The 17,144-nt window shown below is 71.7% G+C and carries 14 protein-coding genes; 5 read left to right on the top strand and 9 right to left on the bottom strand.

Annotation, left to right across the window (positions count from 1 at the left end; all coding sequences use genetic code 11):
• Positions 1-125 precede the first annotated feature (125 nt).
• Positions 126-791 carry a DUF4142 domain-containing protein gene (locus tag K8625_RS07915; protein ID WP_223749862.1) on the bottom strand — a complete coding sequence of 222 codons (666 nt, stop codon included), beginning with the start codon at positions 789-791 and terminating at the stop codon, positions 126-128.
• Positions 792-1,106: 315 nt separating this feature from the next.
• Between K8625_RS07915 and K8625_RS07910 the strand changes: the two genes are divergently transcribed.
• Together K8625_RS07910 and K8625_RS07905 are read left to right on the top strand one after the other, a co-directional pair.
• Positions 1,107-1,994 carry a zinc metalloprotease gene (locus K8625_RS07910; protein WP_223749861.1) on the top strand — a complete coding sequence of 296 codons (888 nt, stop codon included), beginning with the start codon at positions 1,107-1,109 and terminating at the stop codon, positions 1,992-1,994.
• Between the two features lie 154 nt (positions 1,995-2,148).
• Entirely contained in the window at positions 2,149-3,378 is a 1,230-nt protein-coding gene (locus tag K8625_RS07905; protein WP_223782326.1) for a S9 family peptidase, read from the top strand.
• Between the two features lie 13 nt (positions 3,379-3,391).
• Here the strand turns inward: K8625_RS07905 and K8625_RS07900 are convergent, their stop codons facing one another.
• From K8625_RS07900 to K8625_RS43685, 3 genes are read right to left on the bottom strand one after another with little or no spacing between them, the layout of a single operon-like run.
• Positions 3,392-3,691: a hypothetical protein gene (locus K8625_RS07900; RefSeq protein ID WP_223782325.1), complete on the bottom strand. Its 300-nt coding sequence runs from the start codon at positions 3,689-3,691 to the stop codon at positions 3,392-3,394.
• 34 nt (positions 3,692-3,725) lie between these two features.
• On the bottom strand, positions 3,726-3,947 hold the full coding sequence (locus K8625_RS07895; RefSeq protein ID WP_223782324.1) for a hypothetical protein: 222 nt from the start codon (positions 3,945-3,947) through the stop codon (positions 3,726-3,728).
• Between the two features lie 11 nt (positions 3,948-3,958).
• The gene (locus K8625_RS43685) at positions 3,959-4,090 is read right to left on the bottom strand and encodes a hypothetical protein (RefSeq protein ID WP_255665509.1); all 132 of its coding nucleotides are present in this window, start codon (positions 4,088-4,090) and stop codon (positions 3,959-3,961) included.
• Positions 4,091-4,598: 508 nt separating this feature from the next.
• Between K8625_RS43685 and K8625_RS07890 the strand changes: the two genes are divergently transcribed.
• Genes K8625_RS07890 through K8625_RS07880 form a run of 3 tightly spaced genes read left to right on the top strand, consistent with a single transcriptional unit; the run spans position 4,599 to position 7,030 of the window.
• Entirely contained in the window at positions 4,599-4,925 is a 327-nt protein-coding gene (locus tag K8625_RS07890; RefSeq protein WP_223782323.1) for a hypothetical protein, read from the top strand.
• 9 nt (positions 4,926-4,934) lie between these two features.
• Positions 4,935-5,651, top strand: coding sequence for a response regulator transcription factor (locus K8625_RS07885; RefSeq protein ID WP_223749858.1), 717 nt, complete (start codon positions 4,935-4,937; stop codon positions 5,649-5,651).
• Positions 5,648-7,030 carry a cell wall metabolism sensor histidine kinase WalK gene (locus K8625_RS07880; RefSeq protein ID WP_223782322.1) on the top strand — a complete coding sequence of 461 codons (1,383 nt, stop codon included), beginning with the start codon at positions 5,648-5,650 and terminating at the stop codon, positions 7,028-7,030. Before K8625_RS07885 ends, K8625_RS07880 begins: the two co-directional genes overlap by 4 nt.
• 2 nt (positions 7,031-7,032) lie before the next feature.
• On the opposite strand, the gene K8625_RS07875 is transcribed toward K8625_RS07880, so the two are convergent.
• Genes K8625_RS07875 through K8625_RS07855 form a run of 5 tightly spaced genes read right to left on the bottom strand, consistent with a single transcriptional unit; the run spans position 7,033 to position 17,124 of the window.
• Positions 7,033-7,737: a hypothetical protein gene (locus tag K8625_RS07875; protein ID WP_223782321.1), complete on the bottom strand. Its 705-nt coding sequence runs from the start codon at positions 7,735-7,737 to the stop codon at positions 7,033-7,035.
• 2 nt (positions 7,738-7,739) lie between these two features.
• On the bottom strand, positions 7,740-9,977 hold the full coding sequence (locus tag K8625_RS07870) for a hypothetical protein (RefSeq protein WP_223782320.1): 2,238 nt from the start codon (positions 9,975-9,977) through the stop codon (positions 7,740-7,742).
• Between the two features lie 3 nt (positions 9,978-9,980).
• Positions 9,981-14,699: an MG2 domain-containing protein gene (locus tag K8625_RS07865; RefSeq protein ID WP_223782319.1), complete on the bottom strand. Its 4,719-nt coding sequence runs from the start codon at positions 14,697-14,699 to the stop codon at positions 9,981-9,983.
• A complete protein-coding gene (locus K8625_RS07860) occupies positions 14,696-16,318 on the bottom strand; it encodes a hypothetical protein (RefSeq protein WP_223782318.1) in 1,623 nt (540 codons plus the stop codon). The genes K8625_RS07865 and K8625_RS07860 overlap by 4 nt, the downstream gene beginning before the upstream one ends.
• Positions 16,315-17,124 carry a DUF1175 family protein gene (locus K8625_RS07855; protein WP_223782317.1) on the bottom strand — a complete coding sequence of 270 codons (810 nt, stop codon included), beginning with the start codon at positions 17,122-17,124 and terminating at the stop codon, positions 16,315-16,317. Before K8625_RS07855 ends, K8625_RS07860 begins: the two co-directional genes overlap by 4 nt.
• Between the last annotated feature and the right edge of the window lie 20 nt (positions 17,125-17,144).

The raw sequence follows: 17,144 nt of genomic DNA, 5'->3' as shown, positions 1-17,144 counted from the left end.
GTCAACCCGGGAGCGCGAAAGGCGCCCAGCGGCGCACACAGCGCCTCCCCGAGACGACACCGCGCGGTGACGCCGGAAGCACCGGGTCACCGCGCGGGTGCTGTCATGCGTCGAGCGCGCGAGTCCTAGCGGCGGAGGGCCTTCTCCATCTCCTTGGCCTGCCGCTCGTTGCTGGCGATGCCCTGGCGCGTGCGGCGCAAGAGCTCGCTGAAGGCGGCGTCGGTCTCGTACTTCTTCATGCCATCGGCCACCATGTCCTGGCCCTTCTTGCCGTCATCGGCGACGCGCGACAGGAAGTCCTTGTCGAAGTCCTTCCCGCTCTTCTCGCGCAGCTTGTCCAGGTCCTTCTCGGCCTCGGTGATGGCCTTGTTCAGGCGCTCGTCGACGCCTTCCATCTTCTTGTCGTAGCCCTCCTGCATCGCGCCGGAGCCGCCCGTGCCGGACGCGGGCTGGTTCAGGTCGATGGTGGCCACCTCGATCTGCTTGCTGTCCGCCCACGCCTTCAGGCCCGACAGGTGCTGCTTGTGGTCATCCACCAGCTTCTGGGCGAACGTGCGCACCTGCTCGTCCTGGGTCTTCTCCAACGCCAGATTGCCCAGGGCAATCTGCTTGGCATCGAAGAGCGCCAGCTTGCCGACATACAGCTCCTTCTCGGCCACGGCCTCACCGATGCGCTTCTGCTCCTTGCGGTCCTTCTTCGCGTCGTCCGCGAGCGCGGAGCCCGTCATCGAGCCGAACACCAGGGCCGCCGCCAGGGCCGCCACCCCACCACCACGAATCCTTCGAGCCATGCCGTCCTCCTGGACAGGGATTGCCCGAAAGTGGTCCGGCCCCCGCGCCCCGGCAAACGACGCCCGCTCGTCAGCCCATCCCCCGGGCCCCGCGCCCGCGTGCGCCGCCCGACGCTCCCGCTCCGGGCGTCGTCGATTTCCCGTGGCCGCTCTCCGGGTATTTTCGCGTCAATTAAAGACATTTTACATACAGATTTTCCATTGGTGCATCCATGTCTCACATACCGGCCCGCATGAGCTTCCGTCTGGGCAGGGATTGACTCTGGTTGAATCATTCGAGTATCCAATGAATCACCAACTTCCCTGGAGTTGACAATGATTGGCAGCGTCGCGAAGAGGAATGGTCGTCTGGCCGTGGTCGCGGGTGCACTGTTGAGCCTGGCCGCGTGTCGCGGAGATGAGGCTCCGGAGGCGGAGGCCCCGGCGGACACCACGGAGCAGGTCGCGGCGCACCGCGGCTGCGCGGCGGAGGAGCCGTCGACGGAGGAGCGTCAGGCCATCGACGCGTTCCTGGCCTCGCGCAAGAGCCAGCTGCGCGCGGTGGGCTCGGTGACGGTGCCGACGTACTTCCACGTCGTCAACAAGGGCACGGGCATCGCGAACGGTGACATCCCCGAGTCGCAGATCAACGCGCAGATGGCGGTGCTGAACGCGGCCTACCAGAACACGCCGTTCCGCTTCGTGCTGCAGGGCATCACCCGCACCACGAACTCCAAGTGGTACGCGCTCAAGAGCGGCAGCGCCAACGAGCGCGCCATGAAGAAGGCCCTGCGCCAGGGTGGCAAGGAGAGCCTCAACATCTACTCCGCGAACCTGAGCGGCGGGCTGCTCGGCTGGGCGACGTTCCCCTCCAGCTACGCGTCCAACCCGCAGCAGGACGGCGTGGTCATCCTCTACAGCAGCGTCCCCGGCGGCACGGCGGCGCCCTACAACGAGGGTGACACGGGCACGCACGAGGTCGGCCACTGGCTGGGCCTGTACCACACGTTCCAGGGCGGCTGCACCGCCACGGGCGACAGCGTGAGCGACACCCCGGCCGAGGCCTCGCCGGCGTACGGCTGCCCCACCGGCCGCGACACCTGCTCGGGTGGCGGTCTGGACCCCATCACCAACTTCATGGACTACACCGACGACAGCTGCATGAACACCTTCAGCGCCGGTCAGGTCACGCGCGCCGACGACATGGCGGCGGCGTACCGCTAGTCGCACCGTCCGACAGACCGAAAAGTCGGACCCGACGCCGGGGTCTCCCACGTGGAGGCTCCGGCGTCGTCATGTCGGGTTGCGTGCGATTCCTCCGGGTCGCATGTAACCAATCGGGTGCACGCGGGTTGATGGGGACATCCGGAGCCTCGACATGTCCCGCCTTCGCCTGCTGGCCCTCCTCGCCGTGCCCTTCGTCGCAGCCTGTTCCTCCTCAACGGATGACTCCGAAGGGGGACCTCCCGACGAGGTCGTCCTCACGGGCCCGGATGCCGGCCTCCCGGAGGATGGAGGCCTCCCCACGGACGGCGGCACGCCCGTGGACCCCACCGCTGACGCCGGAACGGAGGGCGAGGACATCACCGCGGGCGTCTGCTCCACCCTTCCCTTCCCCACGCCCTGTGTCGAGCCGCAGCCCGGGACACTCGTCACCGCGGTGAGCGACTGGGGCGTCCCTGGCCCCCACGCCGTCACCGTGGAGCGCGTGGCCAATCCGCACCCGGTGGCACGCGGACAGGTCATCACCTATCGCCCGACGGGGCTCACCTCCGTTCCCGTGCTCTTCTTCTCGCACGCGTTCGGCGCCACGGACGCGGACCTGTACGCCGAGCTGTTCCAGATGCTCGCGAGCCAGGGCTACGCCGTGGTCTTCGTCCCCTACCCGCTCACCCCGGACGTCGAGCGTCCGAACGAAGCCCGCTACGACTGTCTGTGGCAGGGCTTCCTCGCCGCCGTCGCCCAGCAGCAGGGCCGCTTCGACCTGACGCGCGTGGGGTTCTTCGGTCACAGCTACGGCGGCGCCGCGACACCGGACATGGCGCGCCGGGGCTTCGTCGACCGTGGCTGGGGAAGCAACGGGCGGTTCCTCTTCTCGATGGCCCCCTGGTACTCGTGGGGCCGCGACTACGCGACGCTGCCGCCCGACGTGCGCGCCGTCATCCAGGTGTACGCGGACGACGAGGTCAACGACCACGCGACGGCCGTCCAGGACCTCTGGAACAAGTTGCCCACGGGGCTGGAGCGCGCGTGGCACACGGTGGTGAGCGACGCGTGTGGCTGCGGGCTCAACGCCACGCACACCGTGCCGATGTCCCGCGCGAGCCTCACCCAGAACCCGGAGAACGTCCTCAACAGCCAGGACCGCCAGGCCGTCTGGCGCCCCCTGCATGCGCTCGCCGTCTACGCCTTCACCGGTGACACCGCCGCCCGGGACGTGGCCTTCGGGGCGGACCGGAGCCAGGGCACCTGGCTCGCGTGTCGGGGCCGGCAGGTGCGCCCGCTCCTCGCGAGCCGCACCGTGCCGCTGCCCACCGCCTGCCACGCCTACACGTACCCGTACGCGGACCGCTGCCAGTACGCGGACCCCGGCACGCCCTGCCCCTGAGCCCGGCCCTCCGTCACGGACTGCGCGGGCAGGCGGGCGGCTCCGAGGGGCAGCGGCCGCCCGCGTCCTTCGGCGCCGTCTGCGTGCACCCCGCGATGCGCGCGAACGTGGTGCTCGCCGCGAGGTCGACGTCCGCGCCATCCCACCCGCGCAGGATGCCGTGCCCCGCGCTGTCCTCGATGCGCGCGTTCGCGATGAACGGCGCCACGGACTCCTTGAACACCAGGATGGCCGAGCTGACGTCGAACGAGTCCGGCAGGTCGTTGCACCCGAACCCCGAGCACTGGCACGGCCCGCCCGCGTAGCGCACCACCACGGACTCCAGCCAGGACTCCGGGTTCAGCTCGTCAAAGGCGATGCCCGCCCAGGCGCCCGCGGACGGGTTGCTCCCGCGCCGACGTGAAGACGATGGGCTTCGCCGCCGTGCCCGCCGCGACGAGCGTGCTGCTCGCGTCGACCACGCGCAGCAGCGTCTCCGGCTCGAAGCGCAGCTCCACGCCCGCCTCGATGGTGAGCTTCGCGGGCGCGTCCGGCCCACCCACCTGGAGCCCCTCCAGCCGATACGGCACCCCCAAATCCCTCAACGTCGCGTCCGCCCCGGGTAGTACACCGACGACGACGCGATGGACGGCCCCACGTAGACGGTGTCCTCCACGTTGCCCGTATAAGTCCCCGCGGGCAGCGTCTCCAGGGCGTTGGGATTGACCATCATCGGATGGGGCCGCGCCTCGTTCCCCGCGCCCCGGATGGTCAGGTCCGAGGAGCCCTCCGCGAACCCCGCCGTGCCGTTGAGTACGATGCCGGGTCCCTGCGAACTCTCGATGGTGACGTGCAGGACGAACAGCGGCGGGGACCGGGCAGCTCCGCGCCCGCGGTCACCCGCACCGTGGCCTGCGCCGCCTCGGGTGCCCCGCCCCCCGAGAACACCCCCCATGCCAGCCGCGCCGAACCTCCCGCGCCGAGGAGCAACCCGCCCCACGGCCTGCCCGACTCGCGAGACTCGAAGCGGATGGGCTGGCATGTCGCCTTCCCCAAGACGGATGGACTGCCCCTCTGCGCGCGACCAGGGCCCATCCGCTCCGACGCGCCAATTCCCATCCGGAGACAGGGTGTGCCCGTCCCGTCGTTACAATCGTTTACATTCGCCACATACCCACGCGACATCGCGCGTCTTGAGTACGCACCATCCCGAGCGGTCCGAAGGTTCCTGGGGGTTCGCGATGTCCCTGTGTCAGACCTGCCGTACCGATGTGTCCCGCGCCGTGCTCCTGGCCCCCGCCGCCTGCCTGCTGGTGGCGACGTCGACGTATGCCGTCCTGCGGGAGCGCCCTCGCGCCGATGCCTGGACCGAAGCGGTGTCCCGCTCCCCGCTGACGGACCTGTCCGTGCACCACGCGGCCCTGGTCGACCTGTGGCGCCGCCCCTCGAGCCCGGCGCAGTGGGGGCAGTGGCTGGTGGACGGGAGCGTGTGGCAGTTGCGCAGGCTGCATCCCCGGGCGTGGGTGGAGCAGCTGCTGACCTCGGGCGCTCGCGCCGAGCGGAACTAGACTGGACCCATGGCCTCGTCACCCGCCTCCGCCATCGAAGTGCTCCTCATCGAGGACGACGCGCACCTGGCGCGGCTCACCGCCGAGTACCTGGAGCGCCAGGGCGTGAAGACCTGCCTCGCGCGGGACGGGGAGCAGGGGCTGGTGGAGGCCTCGCGCCGCGCGTTCGACGCCATCCTCATCGACATCATGCTGCCCCGGAAGGACGGGCTCACCGTGTGCCGGGAGCTGCGGGAGCGCTCGGCGGTCCCCATCCTCATGCTCACCGCGCGCGGCGAGGAGGCGGACCGGGTGATGGGGCTGGAGCTGGGCGCGGATGACTATCTGCCCAAGCCCTTCTCCTCGCGGGAGCTGCTCGCGCGCATCCAGGCCCTGGTGCGCCGCAGCCGGGGGCACCTGGGCCCCACGCGCGACGTGGTCCGCGTGGGTGGCCTCTCGCTGAGCCGGAGCGCCATGCGGGCCTCGCTGCACGGACAGGCGCTGTCGCTCACGCGGCACGAGTTCACGCTGCTCTTGGGGCTCGCCGAGCGGGCGGGCCGGGTGCTGTCCCGGGAGCAGCTGCTGGAGCTGGCGAAGGGCGGCGACCCTGACGGCCCCGTGGACCGGGCCATCGACGTGCACGTGTCCCGGCTGCGCCAGAAGCTGGGGGACGACGCGCGCAACCCGCGCATGCTCAAGACGGTGCGCGGCGTGGGGTACGTGCTGGAGCAGGGTGAGGAGTCATGAAGCTCTCCGAGCAGCTGCGCCCGCGCCGGATGTTCTGGCGCATCTACCTGTATGGCCTGCTGATGCTGGGGGGCTCCGTCATCGCCCTGGCCATCGTCGCCGAGGCCATCGAGGCCCAGGGCGGCGGACGCATCAAGGAGCTGGACCACAAGCTGGAGCAGGTGGTGAAGCTCGCGCCGACGGATGCTCCCGAGCTCCAGCCGCTGATGCAGTCCATCGTCGCGGAGCATGGGCACCACATCACCCTGTTCGACGTCCAGGGGCGGTTGCGGCGGAGCACGGCGAATCCTCCCCCGCGCATGCTCGATGAAACCGAGTGGCAGACCATCCGGCTGGGCTACAGCTGGATTACACGCGAGGGGACCCTGTTCTGGGTGACGCTCACGTGGCGAGGCTCCACGTTGGATGGCTACATGCTCCGCGAGGCCTCCGCGACCCGGCGCAGCTACATGTTCCTCGGGCTCGTGGTGACCGTCGTCCTGCTGGTGCTCGCGCTGCTGTCGATTCCGCTCGCGCGCGCCATCGCGTCTCCGCTGGAGCGGCTGACGAAGGTGGTGGGCGAGTTCGGCCAGGGTCGACTGTCCGCGCGCGCGAACCTGAAGGGACGCAACGAGGTGGCGATGCTGGGCCACGCCTTCGATGAGATGGCGGCGCGCAAGGAGGCCCTCATCCGGGGACAGAAGGAGCTGATGGCCAACGTCTCCCACGAGCTGCGCACGCCCCTGGCACGCCTGGGCGTGACGCTGGACCTGGTCGAGGACGGTCAGCCCGAGGAGCTGGCGACCCGACTCCCGGAGCTGCGTCGGGACATCGGCGAGCTCCAGCAGCTGGTCGACGGGGTGATGCAGATGGCGCGGCTGGACCTGGAGACGAACCAGGCGGGACAGCCCGGGCCGCGCGTCCAGCGGGTGAGCGTGTCCCTGCCGGACTTCCTGAGGGACACCGCCGAGCGCTTCCAGCGCACCGCGCCCGAGTGCCCGCTCGCGCTGGAGCTGCCCGAGACGCTGCCCACGCTGGAGGTGGACCCGGTGCTGGTGCGACGCGCGCTCCACAACCTGCTCGACAACGCGCGCAAGTACTCGGAGCCGGGGAGCGCCGTGACGCTGCGGGCCGCCGAGGACGGGGACACGGTGCGGATGGAGGTCGAGGACCGGGGCATCGGCGTGAGCGCCACGGACCTGCCTCAGCTCACCACGCCCTTCTTCCGCACGGACCGCAGCCGCGCGCGGGAGACAGGCGGCGTCGGGCTGGGGCTCACGCTGGTGCGCCGCATCGTCGAGGCGCACGGCGGCACGCTGTCGTTCCAGCACGCCGCCGAGAAGGGCACCCGCGCGACGCTCGTGTTTCCGAAGTCGCCGGGCCTCCAATCCGCGGCCTGAGGTCAGAGACCCTTCTTATGCCTCAGCGCCTGTTCGACCTCGGGGAGGAACGGGCCGCCGCCCGTCCGCACATGGGACCAGGTCTTGTACGCATCCAGGACCCCGCCCCGGATGACCTCGGGGACGAAGGTCTGCGGGTGATGCGACGGGTCGCTGACGTCGACGTCCGGTGTGAAGGACTGCCAGCCCTTGCCTCCCACGATGAGCGCGCGGTAGGCCTCGGGCACCGAGCGAGGCTTGCCGGCCTTGGCCCAGATGGCCGTGTTCGAGTCGAGCACCACGGCCCTCGCGGTGAGCGTGCTGCTCGTGCCCAGGCTCGCTTCGGAATCGCCACCCGTGCCGACGATGACTCCGGACGCCACGACGTCACCGTCCACCGACACGCGCGCGCTGCTCTGGAAACGGATGTTGCGGGCGCGGAGCTGGCCCGTGACGAACAACGTGCTCACCGCGTAGTCGTCCGTCGTGCAGACGAGGTCACCGGTCGTCACCAGGTCGCCGTCGATGACCAGCACCCAGGGCCCATCCCCCGTCATCAGGTCGTGGTCCACGTGGAGGCCGCCCTCGATGAGCCGAGGCCTGGGCTCCGCGCTCACCAGCGTGCGGTTCTCCAGCAGCCAGTCCCGCATGTCGTGGCCCTTGAAGCGATCCGCGAGCTCCTCGAAGGACACTTCCCGACCCATCCCGTCCAACGTCTTCGCATCCATTCCTACTCCCCATCCACGTCGCGAGGCTCCGGGCGCTTCTTCCCGTACGCGGCGTCGAGAATCGCATCGCTGCGCAGGCCGCTCGCCTTCGCGGCCTCCACGTCCAGCCCCTCGCCATGGCCACGTCCGCGCCCCTCGAACACGAGCACGCTCCCGTTGAACGAGGCCGTGCGCGGACATGACGGCAGCTTCAACCCCGAGCGCAACAGCTCACACGGCAGCGAGCGCCCCTCCTCGTACGTCGCCGTCCCATCGCGCTCGGTGAGCAGGTAGTTCACCCGACCCGCCTCGAAGCGCAGCGACACCAGCCCGCGCCCGAGCAGCCGCTCCACCTCGCCACGCGGACGCTCCTGTCTCCACGGCTCCTCGCCGCCCTGCGAGAAGAGCAGCCACTCCTTCCACTTCAGCGCGGGCATCCCCAGCGCCTTCGCGTCATCGCGCTGCACGCGCACCGTGCCCCGGAAGGCCTGACAGTGCGTCGTGTCGCAGACCGCGCGGCCCGGGTGTCGGCTGTGTCGCTCGTTGTGTGCCACCACACGCGCCAGCGCCACGCGCGGCTCGCCCTTCAGCGTCACGTCCTCCGCCGCCACCACGCCCGCCGTGTACTGCAGCCGCGTGGTGCGGAACACGAAGTCCGAGCCCCGCCGCGCCTTCATCGCGCTCGGTGACGTGGGCACCCCCTCGGGCGGCCGGTACGCCGGCGGTGGGGACCAGGTGAACACGCCCGCGTAGTCGCGCCCCTCCTCCGGCCCCTTCGGGAAGCGCACGCGCCACGGCGCGCCCAGGCACACCGCCGCGCCCTTCGTCGTCAACGTCTCCAGCTGCGTCCACTCCACTGGAGAGGGCTTCGGCATTCCACCGTCCACCGAGAACCCCACGCCCGGACACCGCGCCTCCACCTCCCGCGCGGGCACCAGGCCCAACACCTGCACCCGCGCCGCCTCCACTCCCGCCTGCTTGCGCGCGCGCGCCAGCGCCGCCGGAATCTCCTCCGCGAACTGCCGAGGCATCTTCCCCGGCCGCACCGCCACCACCACCAGGTCCCCGTCCACCGCGGCAATCCAGCCGTACTGCGGACGACTCGCCGCGTCCCGCACCGTCCCCGTCTTCGTCGACACGCCCGACAGTGCCTTCGACGCGGGCAGCTCCGCCAGCGTCCCCCGGTCCGCGTTGTCCGCGAGCAGCGCCAGCACGTCCGGCCGCGCCTCCGCCAGCAGCCGATACGCCTGCGCCACGCCCCACGGCGACAGCGACAGCGTCGAGCGCAGCCCCACCATGTCCGCCATGTCCGCGGGCGTCCCCGTCAGCCCCAGCGCCGACAACACCGGGCCCCAGGCACCAAAGGCCCTGGGCGCCGAGCCCGCCGCCTCCCAGTCCAGGAAGTACCCGTTGCACGAGCGCAGGAGCGCCGTGCGCGCGTCCACCTTCGCCGGCAGACCGGGCCCGCAGCTCCACTCCTGCACGTCCACGCGCGGCGCCAGCACCGGGTGCCCCACGCCCGCCGCGTACACGAAGGGCTTGAGCACCGAGCCATACGGCAGCGCGCGCCGCGCCTCGCCCTCCGACAACAGCACCTCACCCGAGTGCCGGCTCACCACCACCGTGGCCGGCCCCGCGGCGCGCACCTCCACCTCCGCCAGCTCGTCGATGGACAGCGGCACCACCCACCGCGCGCCGTCGTGACACTGACGCAGCCGGCGCGACAGCGCCTTGGGGAACCCCACCGACTCACTGAGCAGCCGCGCCAGCGCCCGCCGCGCCCGCGTCGAGTCCACCGCCGGCGACGACGCCAGCTCCGACGCCGCGCGGGACAGGGACTGATAGCCGCCCTCGCGCCACGCCGGCAGCTCACCGCTCACGGCCACCGCGAAGGCCTCGTGGAACAGCCGGTCCTCGCTCGACTGCGGACACGCCCACCACAGCAGCTGGTGCGCCAGCTCGTGCCGCAGCGCCACGCGCAGCCGCTCATCCAACACGCCGGGCGTGTTCTGCCGCAGCTCGACGAGCCCCGGCCGACCCTGCGCGTTGCGCTCGGGGGACAGGGCCGCGCCTCGCTGGAGGAGGATGGAGACCGGGGCCTTCGTCGGCGCCCCACCCGCCTCCGCGGAATACACCGCCTCCAGCGACGCCCAGCCGGCCTCCGCCTCGCGGCGAAGCTCCGACTCGGGCGTCACGTCACCTCGCGTGACGAAGGTGGGGGTGGCCGCCAGCAACACGGCCACCATGGAAGCCCACCCCATCGACTACAGGTCTCCCGTGCCCTTCTTCGACGGGACCACCTTCAGCGAGTCCGCGGCCGTGCGGCCCCGGATGCTCGCGGCGTACATGTCCTCGATGCGCGCGGGCGGCGCGGAGAACGTGCCGGGGAACTGCGCGCGCAGCACGTAGCCCACCGTGCGCGGGCTGTCGCTCCACCACGCCGGCTCCTCGAAGAAGAACGTCGCGCGCTCCGGGCTCAGCACCCGGCGCTTGAGCGCCTCCGGCACCAGGGGCAGCGAGTGCGGAGGACCGCGGAACGCCTTGTCCTCCTGCAGCGCCACGAAGCCCGCGGGCACCGCGTCCTCCACCACGTAGTACGCCGAGCGCACCTTGTTGCCGCCGCGAGCGTCCATCGTCAGCTCCACGTAGACCTCCTCGCCCTGCGCCACCGTGTCGCCCGCGCCCAGCTTCACCTTCCCGCCCTCGCGCAGCACGTAGTAGGCGCGCTGCAGCGACATGCCCTCGGACTGCTCGCGCACCGCGGAGAGCGGCGTGAGCGTCGTGGCCTGCAGCGTCGCCACGCCGTCGAAGCCGCCCACGTCCACCGTCCGCGTCCCCGCGGGCAGCGTCGCGACCAGGCCCATGCCGCGCGGCGAGAACTTCACCGCGCCCTTCAGGCCCTTCACCTCCGGCGGCGTCATGCCCTTGAACGCCTTCGCGTCACGCTCCAACAGCCACAGCGAGTGCAAGAGCGCCGTGCTCCGGTCGAACGTGGATAGGTCCGGCTCCGACAGCATCTCCAGGATGCGGCGGCGCGCGCGGGTGATGTCCAGCGTGCCGAACGACGCCGCATGCGCGGCGATGGCCGTCAGGCCCACCCGGCGCAGCGGGAAGCGGAAGAACGCCTCCGACTGCTCCAGCTGCTGGCCCGGCTTGTACGCGGCCAGCGTGGTGAAGCCCTCGGAGCTGCGCTTCACCAGCGCGTTGATGCGCGCCTGCAGCGCCGGCTCCTTGATGACGCCCGCCTTCTCCGCCGCGAGCACCGCCAGCGCCAGCGGGTAGAGCTCCCCGGACTCGGAGGACTCCACCAGCGCGCGCACCCGCGCCGCCTGCTTCGGACCGTCCAGCCGCGCCAGCACGTACGCGCGCGTCGCGTCGTACTCGGGCGACAGGTCCTGCTGCGCCTCCAGCCAGCGCGCGCTCTCCACCAGCCGCGGATCCGTGCGCTCCACCAGCCCCGCCTCCGCCGCGTACGCCAGGCCGTCCAGCGCGATGAGCGTGAGCGGCAGGCTCGGCGTCTCGTAGCCGCCGAACCACGTGAAGCCGCCGCCCTTCACCGACAGGTTGAGGATGCGCGCGGTGCCCTGCACCGAGCGGCTGCGCGCCTCCGCCAAGAGCGCCTGCGTGTCGGTGTCCAGCTTCGCCACCGCGCCCGCCTGCTGCAGCACCTGGTACACCGCCACGTTCGGCACCGTCGTGGAGACCAGCTGCTCCAGGCACCCGTACGGGTAGGTGAGCAGCTCACGCACGTTGGACAGCGCCGCGTCGACGATGGACGGCTGGAGCACCAGCTCCACGCTCGCGAGCGTCGCCTCCTTCGCCGCGGGCACCTCCAGCGCGCCGCCACCCCAGGCGCTCACCTTCACCACGTCCTGCACCGCCGCCGGCTCCACCTGGAACAGCTTGCGGTCCTTGAGCGGGTCCTTCGCGCCCGCCACGTCCACCAGCAGCTGCGCGTCGCCCGTCGCCGAGGCGCGCAGCGTCAGCGGCACCACCTTCTCGCCGCCCTTGGCCAGCTCCACCTTGTGCTGGGACTGGTCCGCCTTCAGCGCACCCGCGGACGCGAGCTTCACGTCGAGCAGCTGGCTGGCCGGCGACTTCTCCCCCGCGGACAGGCGGATGGAGGCGAGCGCCTCGTCCCCCTCGCGCAGGAACTGCGGCAGCGCGGCGTACAGGTTCAGCCCGCCGCGCGTGGCGAACTCGGAGGTGCTCTCACCGAAGCGACCGGACGTGTCCGCCGCCACCGCCGTCACCACCCACAGCGTCTGGTTGGACGGCAGCGTGAAGCGCACCGTGGCGCGGCCATCGCGGTCCGTCACCACCGACGGGTCCCAGTGCGCCGTGTCCTTCTCCAGGTCCTTCGCCTGACGGTTCGGAGGCTTGATGGACGCGAAGGCATGGTCGGGCAGGCCCGCCATCTTGCGCGCCAGCGCCTCGCCGTAGCCGTAGCCCTGGAACTCCGCCGAGTAGAAGTTGGACACGTTGTTGCGCGCCGGCGGGTAGAAGAAGTCCAGCACGCGCGGACGGAACTCGGACTGGATGGCGTAGACGGCCTTGTCCACCACGCCCACGGAGAGCTGGGCCACCACGCCCTTGCCCTCGTAATCCGTGACGCGCAGGTCGATGGTCTGCTCCGTCAGCGGCGTGGCCTCGGCCCGGCGCGGCTGCAGCTCCACGGTGAGCGTGCGCTCGCGCGGAATCACCCGGAACGCCACCGTGCGCTCCTCCCAGCGGCCCGTCGACGTGGGGTACGCCACGGACGCGTACACCGCGCCGCCGAAGCGCTTCTCCACGTTGAAGCTGTGCACCAGCGTGCGGCCCTTGAGCGCCACCACCTGCGTGTCGAAGAGCGTGGTCCCCGCGAGCGTCACCCACACCGGGCCCTCGTCGCGTCCACCCGCGCCCCAGCCGTCCGGCATCAGCGCCACCAGCCGCGCCGTGTCGCCCGGCTCCAGCGTGCCCGACAGCGAGGCCAGCGTGAGGTTGGGCACCTGCGCCACCGCCTCGTCCGCCGAGCCGATGACCAGGAGCGACTCCTCGCCCTGCCACACCTCGCCGCGCTTGTCCTTCACCGTCACGCGCGAGAGCACCGCGCCGACGTCGGAGGTCGGCACCGTCTCGCGGTGCGTGCCGTCCGCCGCCGTGGTGAACGAGCGCTTGCCCAGGCTCTTCTCCGAGCCGTCGGCGCGGCGCAGCACGAACTCCACCTCGCCCTGCGTGACGCCGTACGCCTTGCCCGACAGCGTGGTGGCGCGCACCGACAGCGTCGCCTCGCCGCCCTTGGACACCACCGCGTCCGAGTAGCGCGCCGTGCCCAGCACCTCCACCTTCGACAGGAAGAACGACGTCGTCGAGTTGGCGAACGTCTCCTGGTCATCCCGCGCGCGCACCGTCAGCGAGTAACGGTACGGCAGCCGGTCCTCACCGGGCTTGAGCTCCGGGACCGCCACTTCAATCTGCGCCTCGCCCTCCGCGCTGAACGCGGTGGCGCTCGCCCACGGGTCCTCGCTCGCGCCGCGCTCGGCCACGGAGGAGTACAGCCGCTCGGGCACGCTCAGCTTGCCCTCGGTGCTGGACGCCGAGCCGTACGTCACGTCGCTGCCCTGCCCGCCCTTGCCGGCGTCATCCACCCACGCGGGCGCGTCCAGCAGGCTGCGGTAGAGGAACACCTCGTACTTCGCGCCGTCGGGCACGCCGCCCGCGTACCGACGCGCGCGCACCTTCACGCGCAGCGCCTGGCCGGGCACCACCGTCTCCGACTCCGGCTCCGCCTCCAGGTAGAACGTCGGCTTCACGTAGTCCTGCACGCGCGCCTCGCCCTGGTGCGGCTGTCCGTCCAGCTCCGCCGACACGCGCAGCACGCCCGTGCCCAAATCGTCCGGCACCTTGAGCGTGCCGTTGAACGCGCCGAACTCGTCCACCGACGCGCGCGTGGTGAGGGCCCGGCCCTCCTGCGAGATGAGCTTCACCGTCACCTCGCGCTTCTTCGGCGTGAACAGCCGCGCCAGGAACGTGTCCGGCTGGCGCACCACGCCGCGGAACTTCACCTCGTGGCCTGGCTTGTAGATGGGGCGGTCGCTGTAGATGAACACGTCCGGCGTCACCGCCAGCGTCGAGTAGAAGTCCGTGTCGACAATCGCCGTGTCCCCGCCCGCCGACGCCGTGGCGATGATGCGCGGCTCGGTCACCTCCAGCCGCACCTCGCCCTTCGCGTCCGTCTTGCCCGTGGGGCCCTTGCCCTTGGACAGGAACACCTGCACCTGCGCGCCCACCGCGGGCTTCTGGTCCTTGCCCGCCACGCGCACCAGCACCTCGTTGTCCGTCTGCTTCAGCTGCACCGTCAGGTCCGTGACGACCAGCACCACCTGGCCCTCGACCAGCCCCTGCACCAGTTGGAGCACGTAGGTGCCCGCGGGCAGCGGCGCCAGCAGCACGCGGCGCTCCTGGAAGCCGTAGCCCCCGCCGGAGCTGAAGCCCGGCACGTTGAAGTCGCGCTCGGCGCCGCCCAGGTCCAGGTTGAGCCACTGGCTGCGCGTCACGGTGAAGCCCGCCGGCACACCCACCAGCTTCTTGGGACCCTCGGACACCTTGGCCAGCGGCTCACTGGAGCCCGGCACGTCCGCGGCCTCGGGCAGCGCGTCGTTCACCGTGTCGCGGAAGCCCACGTTGAGCGAGTTGAGCAGCCAGTGCCCCGGCAGCGTCACCGCGTTGACGCCGCGGCTGAGCGCGCGGCCCGGGTTGTTCATCGTCGGCGGCGTCTGGTACGCGCGCCGCAAATCCCCCTGGGCGCGGATGAACGCGTCCAGGTTGTCCGGCTTGAGCACGCGCAGCTCCACGGGCCCCTTGTCCTCGAAGGCCACGTCCACCGCCACCGGCTCTCCGCTGCCATAGGCGCGCGGCACGGTGATGTAGAGCGGCTTGGCCATCGCCACGCCGGACAGCGCCACCGCCGCCAGTACCGCGAGTCGAGCTACCATCCTCATGACCCGAAACCTCCAGGAACCAACGAATCGCCGCGCACGGTGCCGCGCAGGCCCAGGTACGGCAGCGACTCCAGGTCGCGCCGCGCCGCTTCGATTTCAGGGGGCGTCGCCTTCTGCATCGGCGCGCCACGCCCCACGCGGGACTCGGACAGGTACCCGTCCATGGTGAGCCCGCCGAACAGCCGTCCCAGGTTCACCCCGAAGGACAGCGAGGTGGGCTCACGCAGCCCCGCAACCACCGGCCCCGCCGCCGCGAGCATGCTGGGCTTGTTGCCCGAGCACGACATGCGCAGCGTGTTCATCTCCGACTCGCTCGACGCGAGCACCACGTGATTGCACAGGGTGGCCCGCTGCACGGTGTGGCTGCCGCCGGTGAAGATGGCCTCCAGCGCCGGCGCGTCCTCCGCGCGGCCCCACAGCACCGCCACCTCCTGCGGCAGCGACGCATCGCCCCGCGGCGTCCACGTCACCGCCACCTGACGCGTGCGCGTGGGCCCCTCGCCGCCGGACGCCCAGAACGCCTTGAGCGACTCTGCCGTCAGCGTCTCGGGCAGCTTCAGCTGCATGGCCAGCAGCACCGGCGTCTCCTCGGGCACCAGCTTCAGCAGCTCGTCGGACAGGGGCGCCGTGTCCAGGCGCGCGGTGCCCTCCATCAGCGCTCCCGCGATGCCACGGCCCACCAGCCGGTCGCCCTCCACGCCGAACTGCAGGCGCGTGTCCTCGGACAGCCCCAGCACGTGGGTGAAGAGGTGCGCGTCACGGCCGAAGGTCTGCGGCTGGAAGCCCAGCTCCACGTCCACGCCGTCGCTGGCCTCGAGCTTCGGAAGGTCCGCGCACAGGCCCTGGAGCACCGCCACCGGGTGGCGCGCGAAGACGACCCGGTCGGCGACCTTGGCCGCCCACAGCGTCTGCTCCGCCACCAGCCAGCGCTTGAGCTCCACGCCGTCCGCCTTCGGCGCGGGCGTGCCGCCCGGGCACGTCTTCGCCGTCAGCGTGCCGCGGCTCGCCACCGAGTCCAGCACGTCGTAGGCGGAGACCATGGAGGTCCGCGAGCCGGGGACGATGAAGGCGGGCGTGCTCGCGCGCGCGTCACCGGCGAACCACGTCACGCGGAAGGGTGTGTCGCCGAGCTTGCCGAGCATCAGGTCCAGCACCGCGCCCTTGAAGTCGGCCTTGAGGTCCTCGCCGGTGGAGCCGAAGAACGCGGCCCAGCCTCCGACGAAGCCCTGGCCCAGGGGCTGGGAGAGCTGCGAGCGCAGCCACGCGTTGCGCGCCAGCGCGTCACGCACCTTGGCCGGGTGGTGCACGTCCAGCCACACGGCCGGGGGCGCGCCCGAGCCGGGCACCTCCATGTCGGCCGTGGTGGGCTCCGGCAGGCCGTCCACCTCGGGAGGCGGCACGGAGCCGTTGGCGCTCGCGCCGGTGATGAGGGGCGTGTGGGGCGTGCCGTCACCGCCGGAGGAACCGGTGCGACGGCCCATCAGGAACGCGCCGGCGACCAGCACGCCGACGACGACCACACCCGCGCCGATGAGCACTCCCTTGGGAGGGCCCGAGCGGGGCGGAGGGCTCGCCGGGGGCGGCGGCGTGCCCGGAGGCGGGCTCGACACAGACGTCATGGCATCCACTCCTTGAGACGGAAATAGCCGACGAAGGCGTTGTTGGAGGGCACGGGGCGCCACTCGCGCGGCGCCTCGTCGGCGAGATTGTGGAGGAGCCCGGTGCGCACCTGGGCGCCCTTCTCCCCCGGGTGGTAGACGACACGCGCTGGCGCGTGGGCCCGGTCCTCGGGGCGCACCACCAGCATGAGATGGAAGACGGGGCCTGAGTCATGCTCGTGGAGGAACGCGAGCACGTCGCCGGTGCGCAGCGACTCGCGCGTGGCGTCGTCGCGGCCCAGCAGCACCATGTTGCGGCGCACCAGCGTCTCCGCGTCCGCGAAGTCGGTGGGCGTGCCGCGCGCGTCGGTCCACAGCGGCGTCTCCAGCCGCGCGGGGGCGATGCGCTTGTACGCGGTGCGCACGGCGAAGCGGATGAGGCCCGCGCAGTCACGCTGGTCCGGATGCCACGCGGGGTCCTGCTTGCGCACCTGCGCGAGCGCCACCTGCGCCACCTGCCGGCGCAGGAGCACGTCGCGCGACTCGGGCGCTGGGACCAGCACGGCCTGCGTCCCCGAGGTGGCCGCGGGCGTGGAGCCCGCCTGCGGCGCGGCATACGCCACGAGCGGCGCAGAGGCATCCCTCAACGTCGCATGCGACGCAAAGCCCTCTCGCGGTGCCGCGTGCGCCACGAGCGCGGCCGCTTCCCACGGTGCCGCGTGCGACGCGGAGCCCGCCTGCGGCGCGAGCGCGGACACATCCCTCGGCGCCCCGAGGGACACGGGCGCGGAGGAACTCACGAGCAGGATGAGAGGCAGGGCGAGCATGACGGAGGACCGGTGCGCGT

The organism is Myxococcus sp. AS-1-15, from assembly GCF_020037055.1.
Taxonomy (GTDB): Bacteria; Myxococcota; Myxococcia; order Myxococcales; family Myxococcaceae; genus Myxococcus; species Myxococcus fulvus.
This window is presented reverse-complemented; position numbering and strand designations above follow the sequence as displayed.

Excerpts from the sequence above, each read along its gene's own strand:
- K8625_RS07915 (WP_223749862.1), bottom strand. The coding sequence starts at position 791 with ATGGCTCGAAGGATTCGTGGTGGTGGGGTGGCGGCCCTGGCGGCGGCC.
- K8625_RS07910 (WP_223749861.1), top strand. The coding sequence starts at position 1,107 with ATGATTGGCAGCGTCGCGAAGAGGAATGGTCGTCTGGCCGTGGTCGCG.
- K8625_RS07905 (WP_223782326.1), top strand. The coding sequence starts at position 2,149 with ATGTCCCGCCTTCGCCTGCTGGCCCTCCTCGCCGTGCCCTTCGTCGCA.
- K8625_RS43685 (WP_255665509.1), bottom strand. The coding sequence starts at position 4,090 with ATGATGGTCAATCCCAACGCCCTGGAGACGCTGCCCGCGGGGACTTAT.
- K8625_RS07890 (WP_223782323.1), top strand. The coding sequence starts at position 4,599 with ATGTCCCTGTGTCAGACCTGCCGTACCGATGTGTCCCGCGCCGTGCTC.
- K8625_RS07885 (WP_223749858.1), top strand. The coding sequence starts at position 4,935 with ATGGCCTCGTCACCCGCCTCCGCCATCGAAGTGCTCCTCATCGAGGAC.
- K8625_RS07880 (WP_223782322.1), top strand. The coding sequence starts at position 5,648 with ATGAAGCTCTCCGAGCAGCTGCGCCCGCGCCGGATGTTCTGGCGCATC.
- K8625_RS07875 (WP_223782321.1), bottom strand. The coding sequence starts at position 7,737 with ATGGATGCGAAGACGTTGGACGGGATGGGTCGGGAAGTGTCCTTCGAG.
- K8625_RS07870 (WP_223782320.1), bottom strand. The coding sequence starts at position 9,977 with ATGGGGTGGGCTTCCATGGTGGCCGTGTTGCTGGCGGCCACCCCCACC.
- K8625_RS07865 (WP_223782319.1), bottom strand. The coding sequence starts at position 14,699 with ATGAGGATGGTAGCTCGACTCGCGGTACTGGCGGCGGTGGCGCTGTCC.
- K8625_RS07860 (WP_223782318.1), bottom strand. The coding sequence starts at position 16,318 with ATGACGTCTGTGTCGAGCCCGCCTCCGGGCACGCCGCCGCCCCCGGCG.
- K8625_RS07855 (WP_223782317.1), bottom strand. The coding sequence starts at position 17,124 with ATGCTCGCCCTGCCTCTCATCCTGCTCGTGAGTTCCTCCGCGCCCGTG.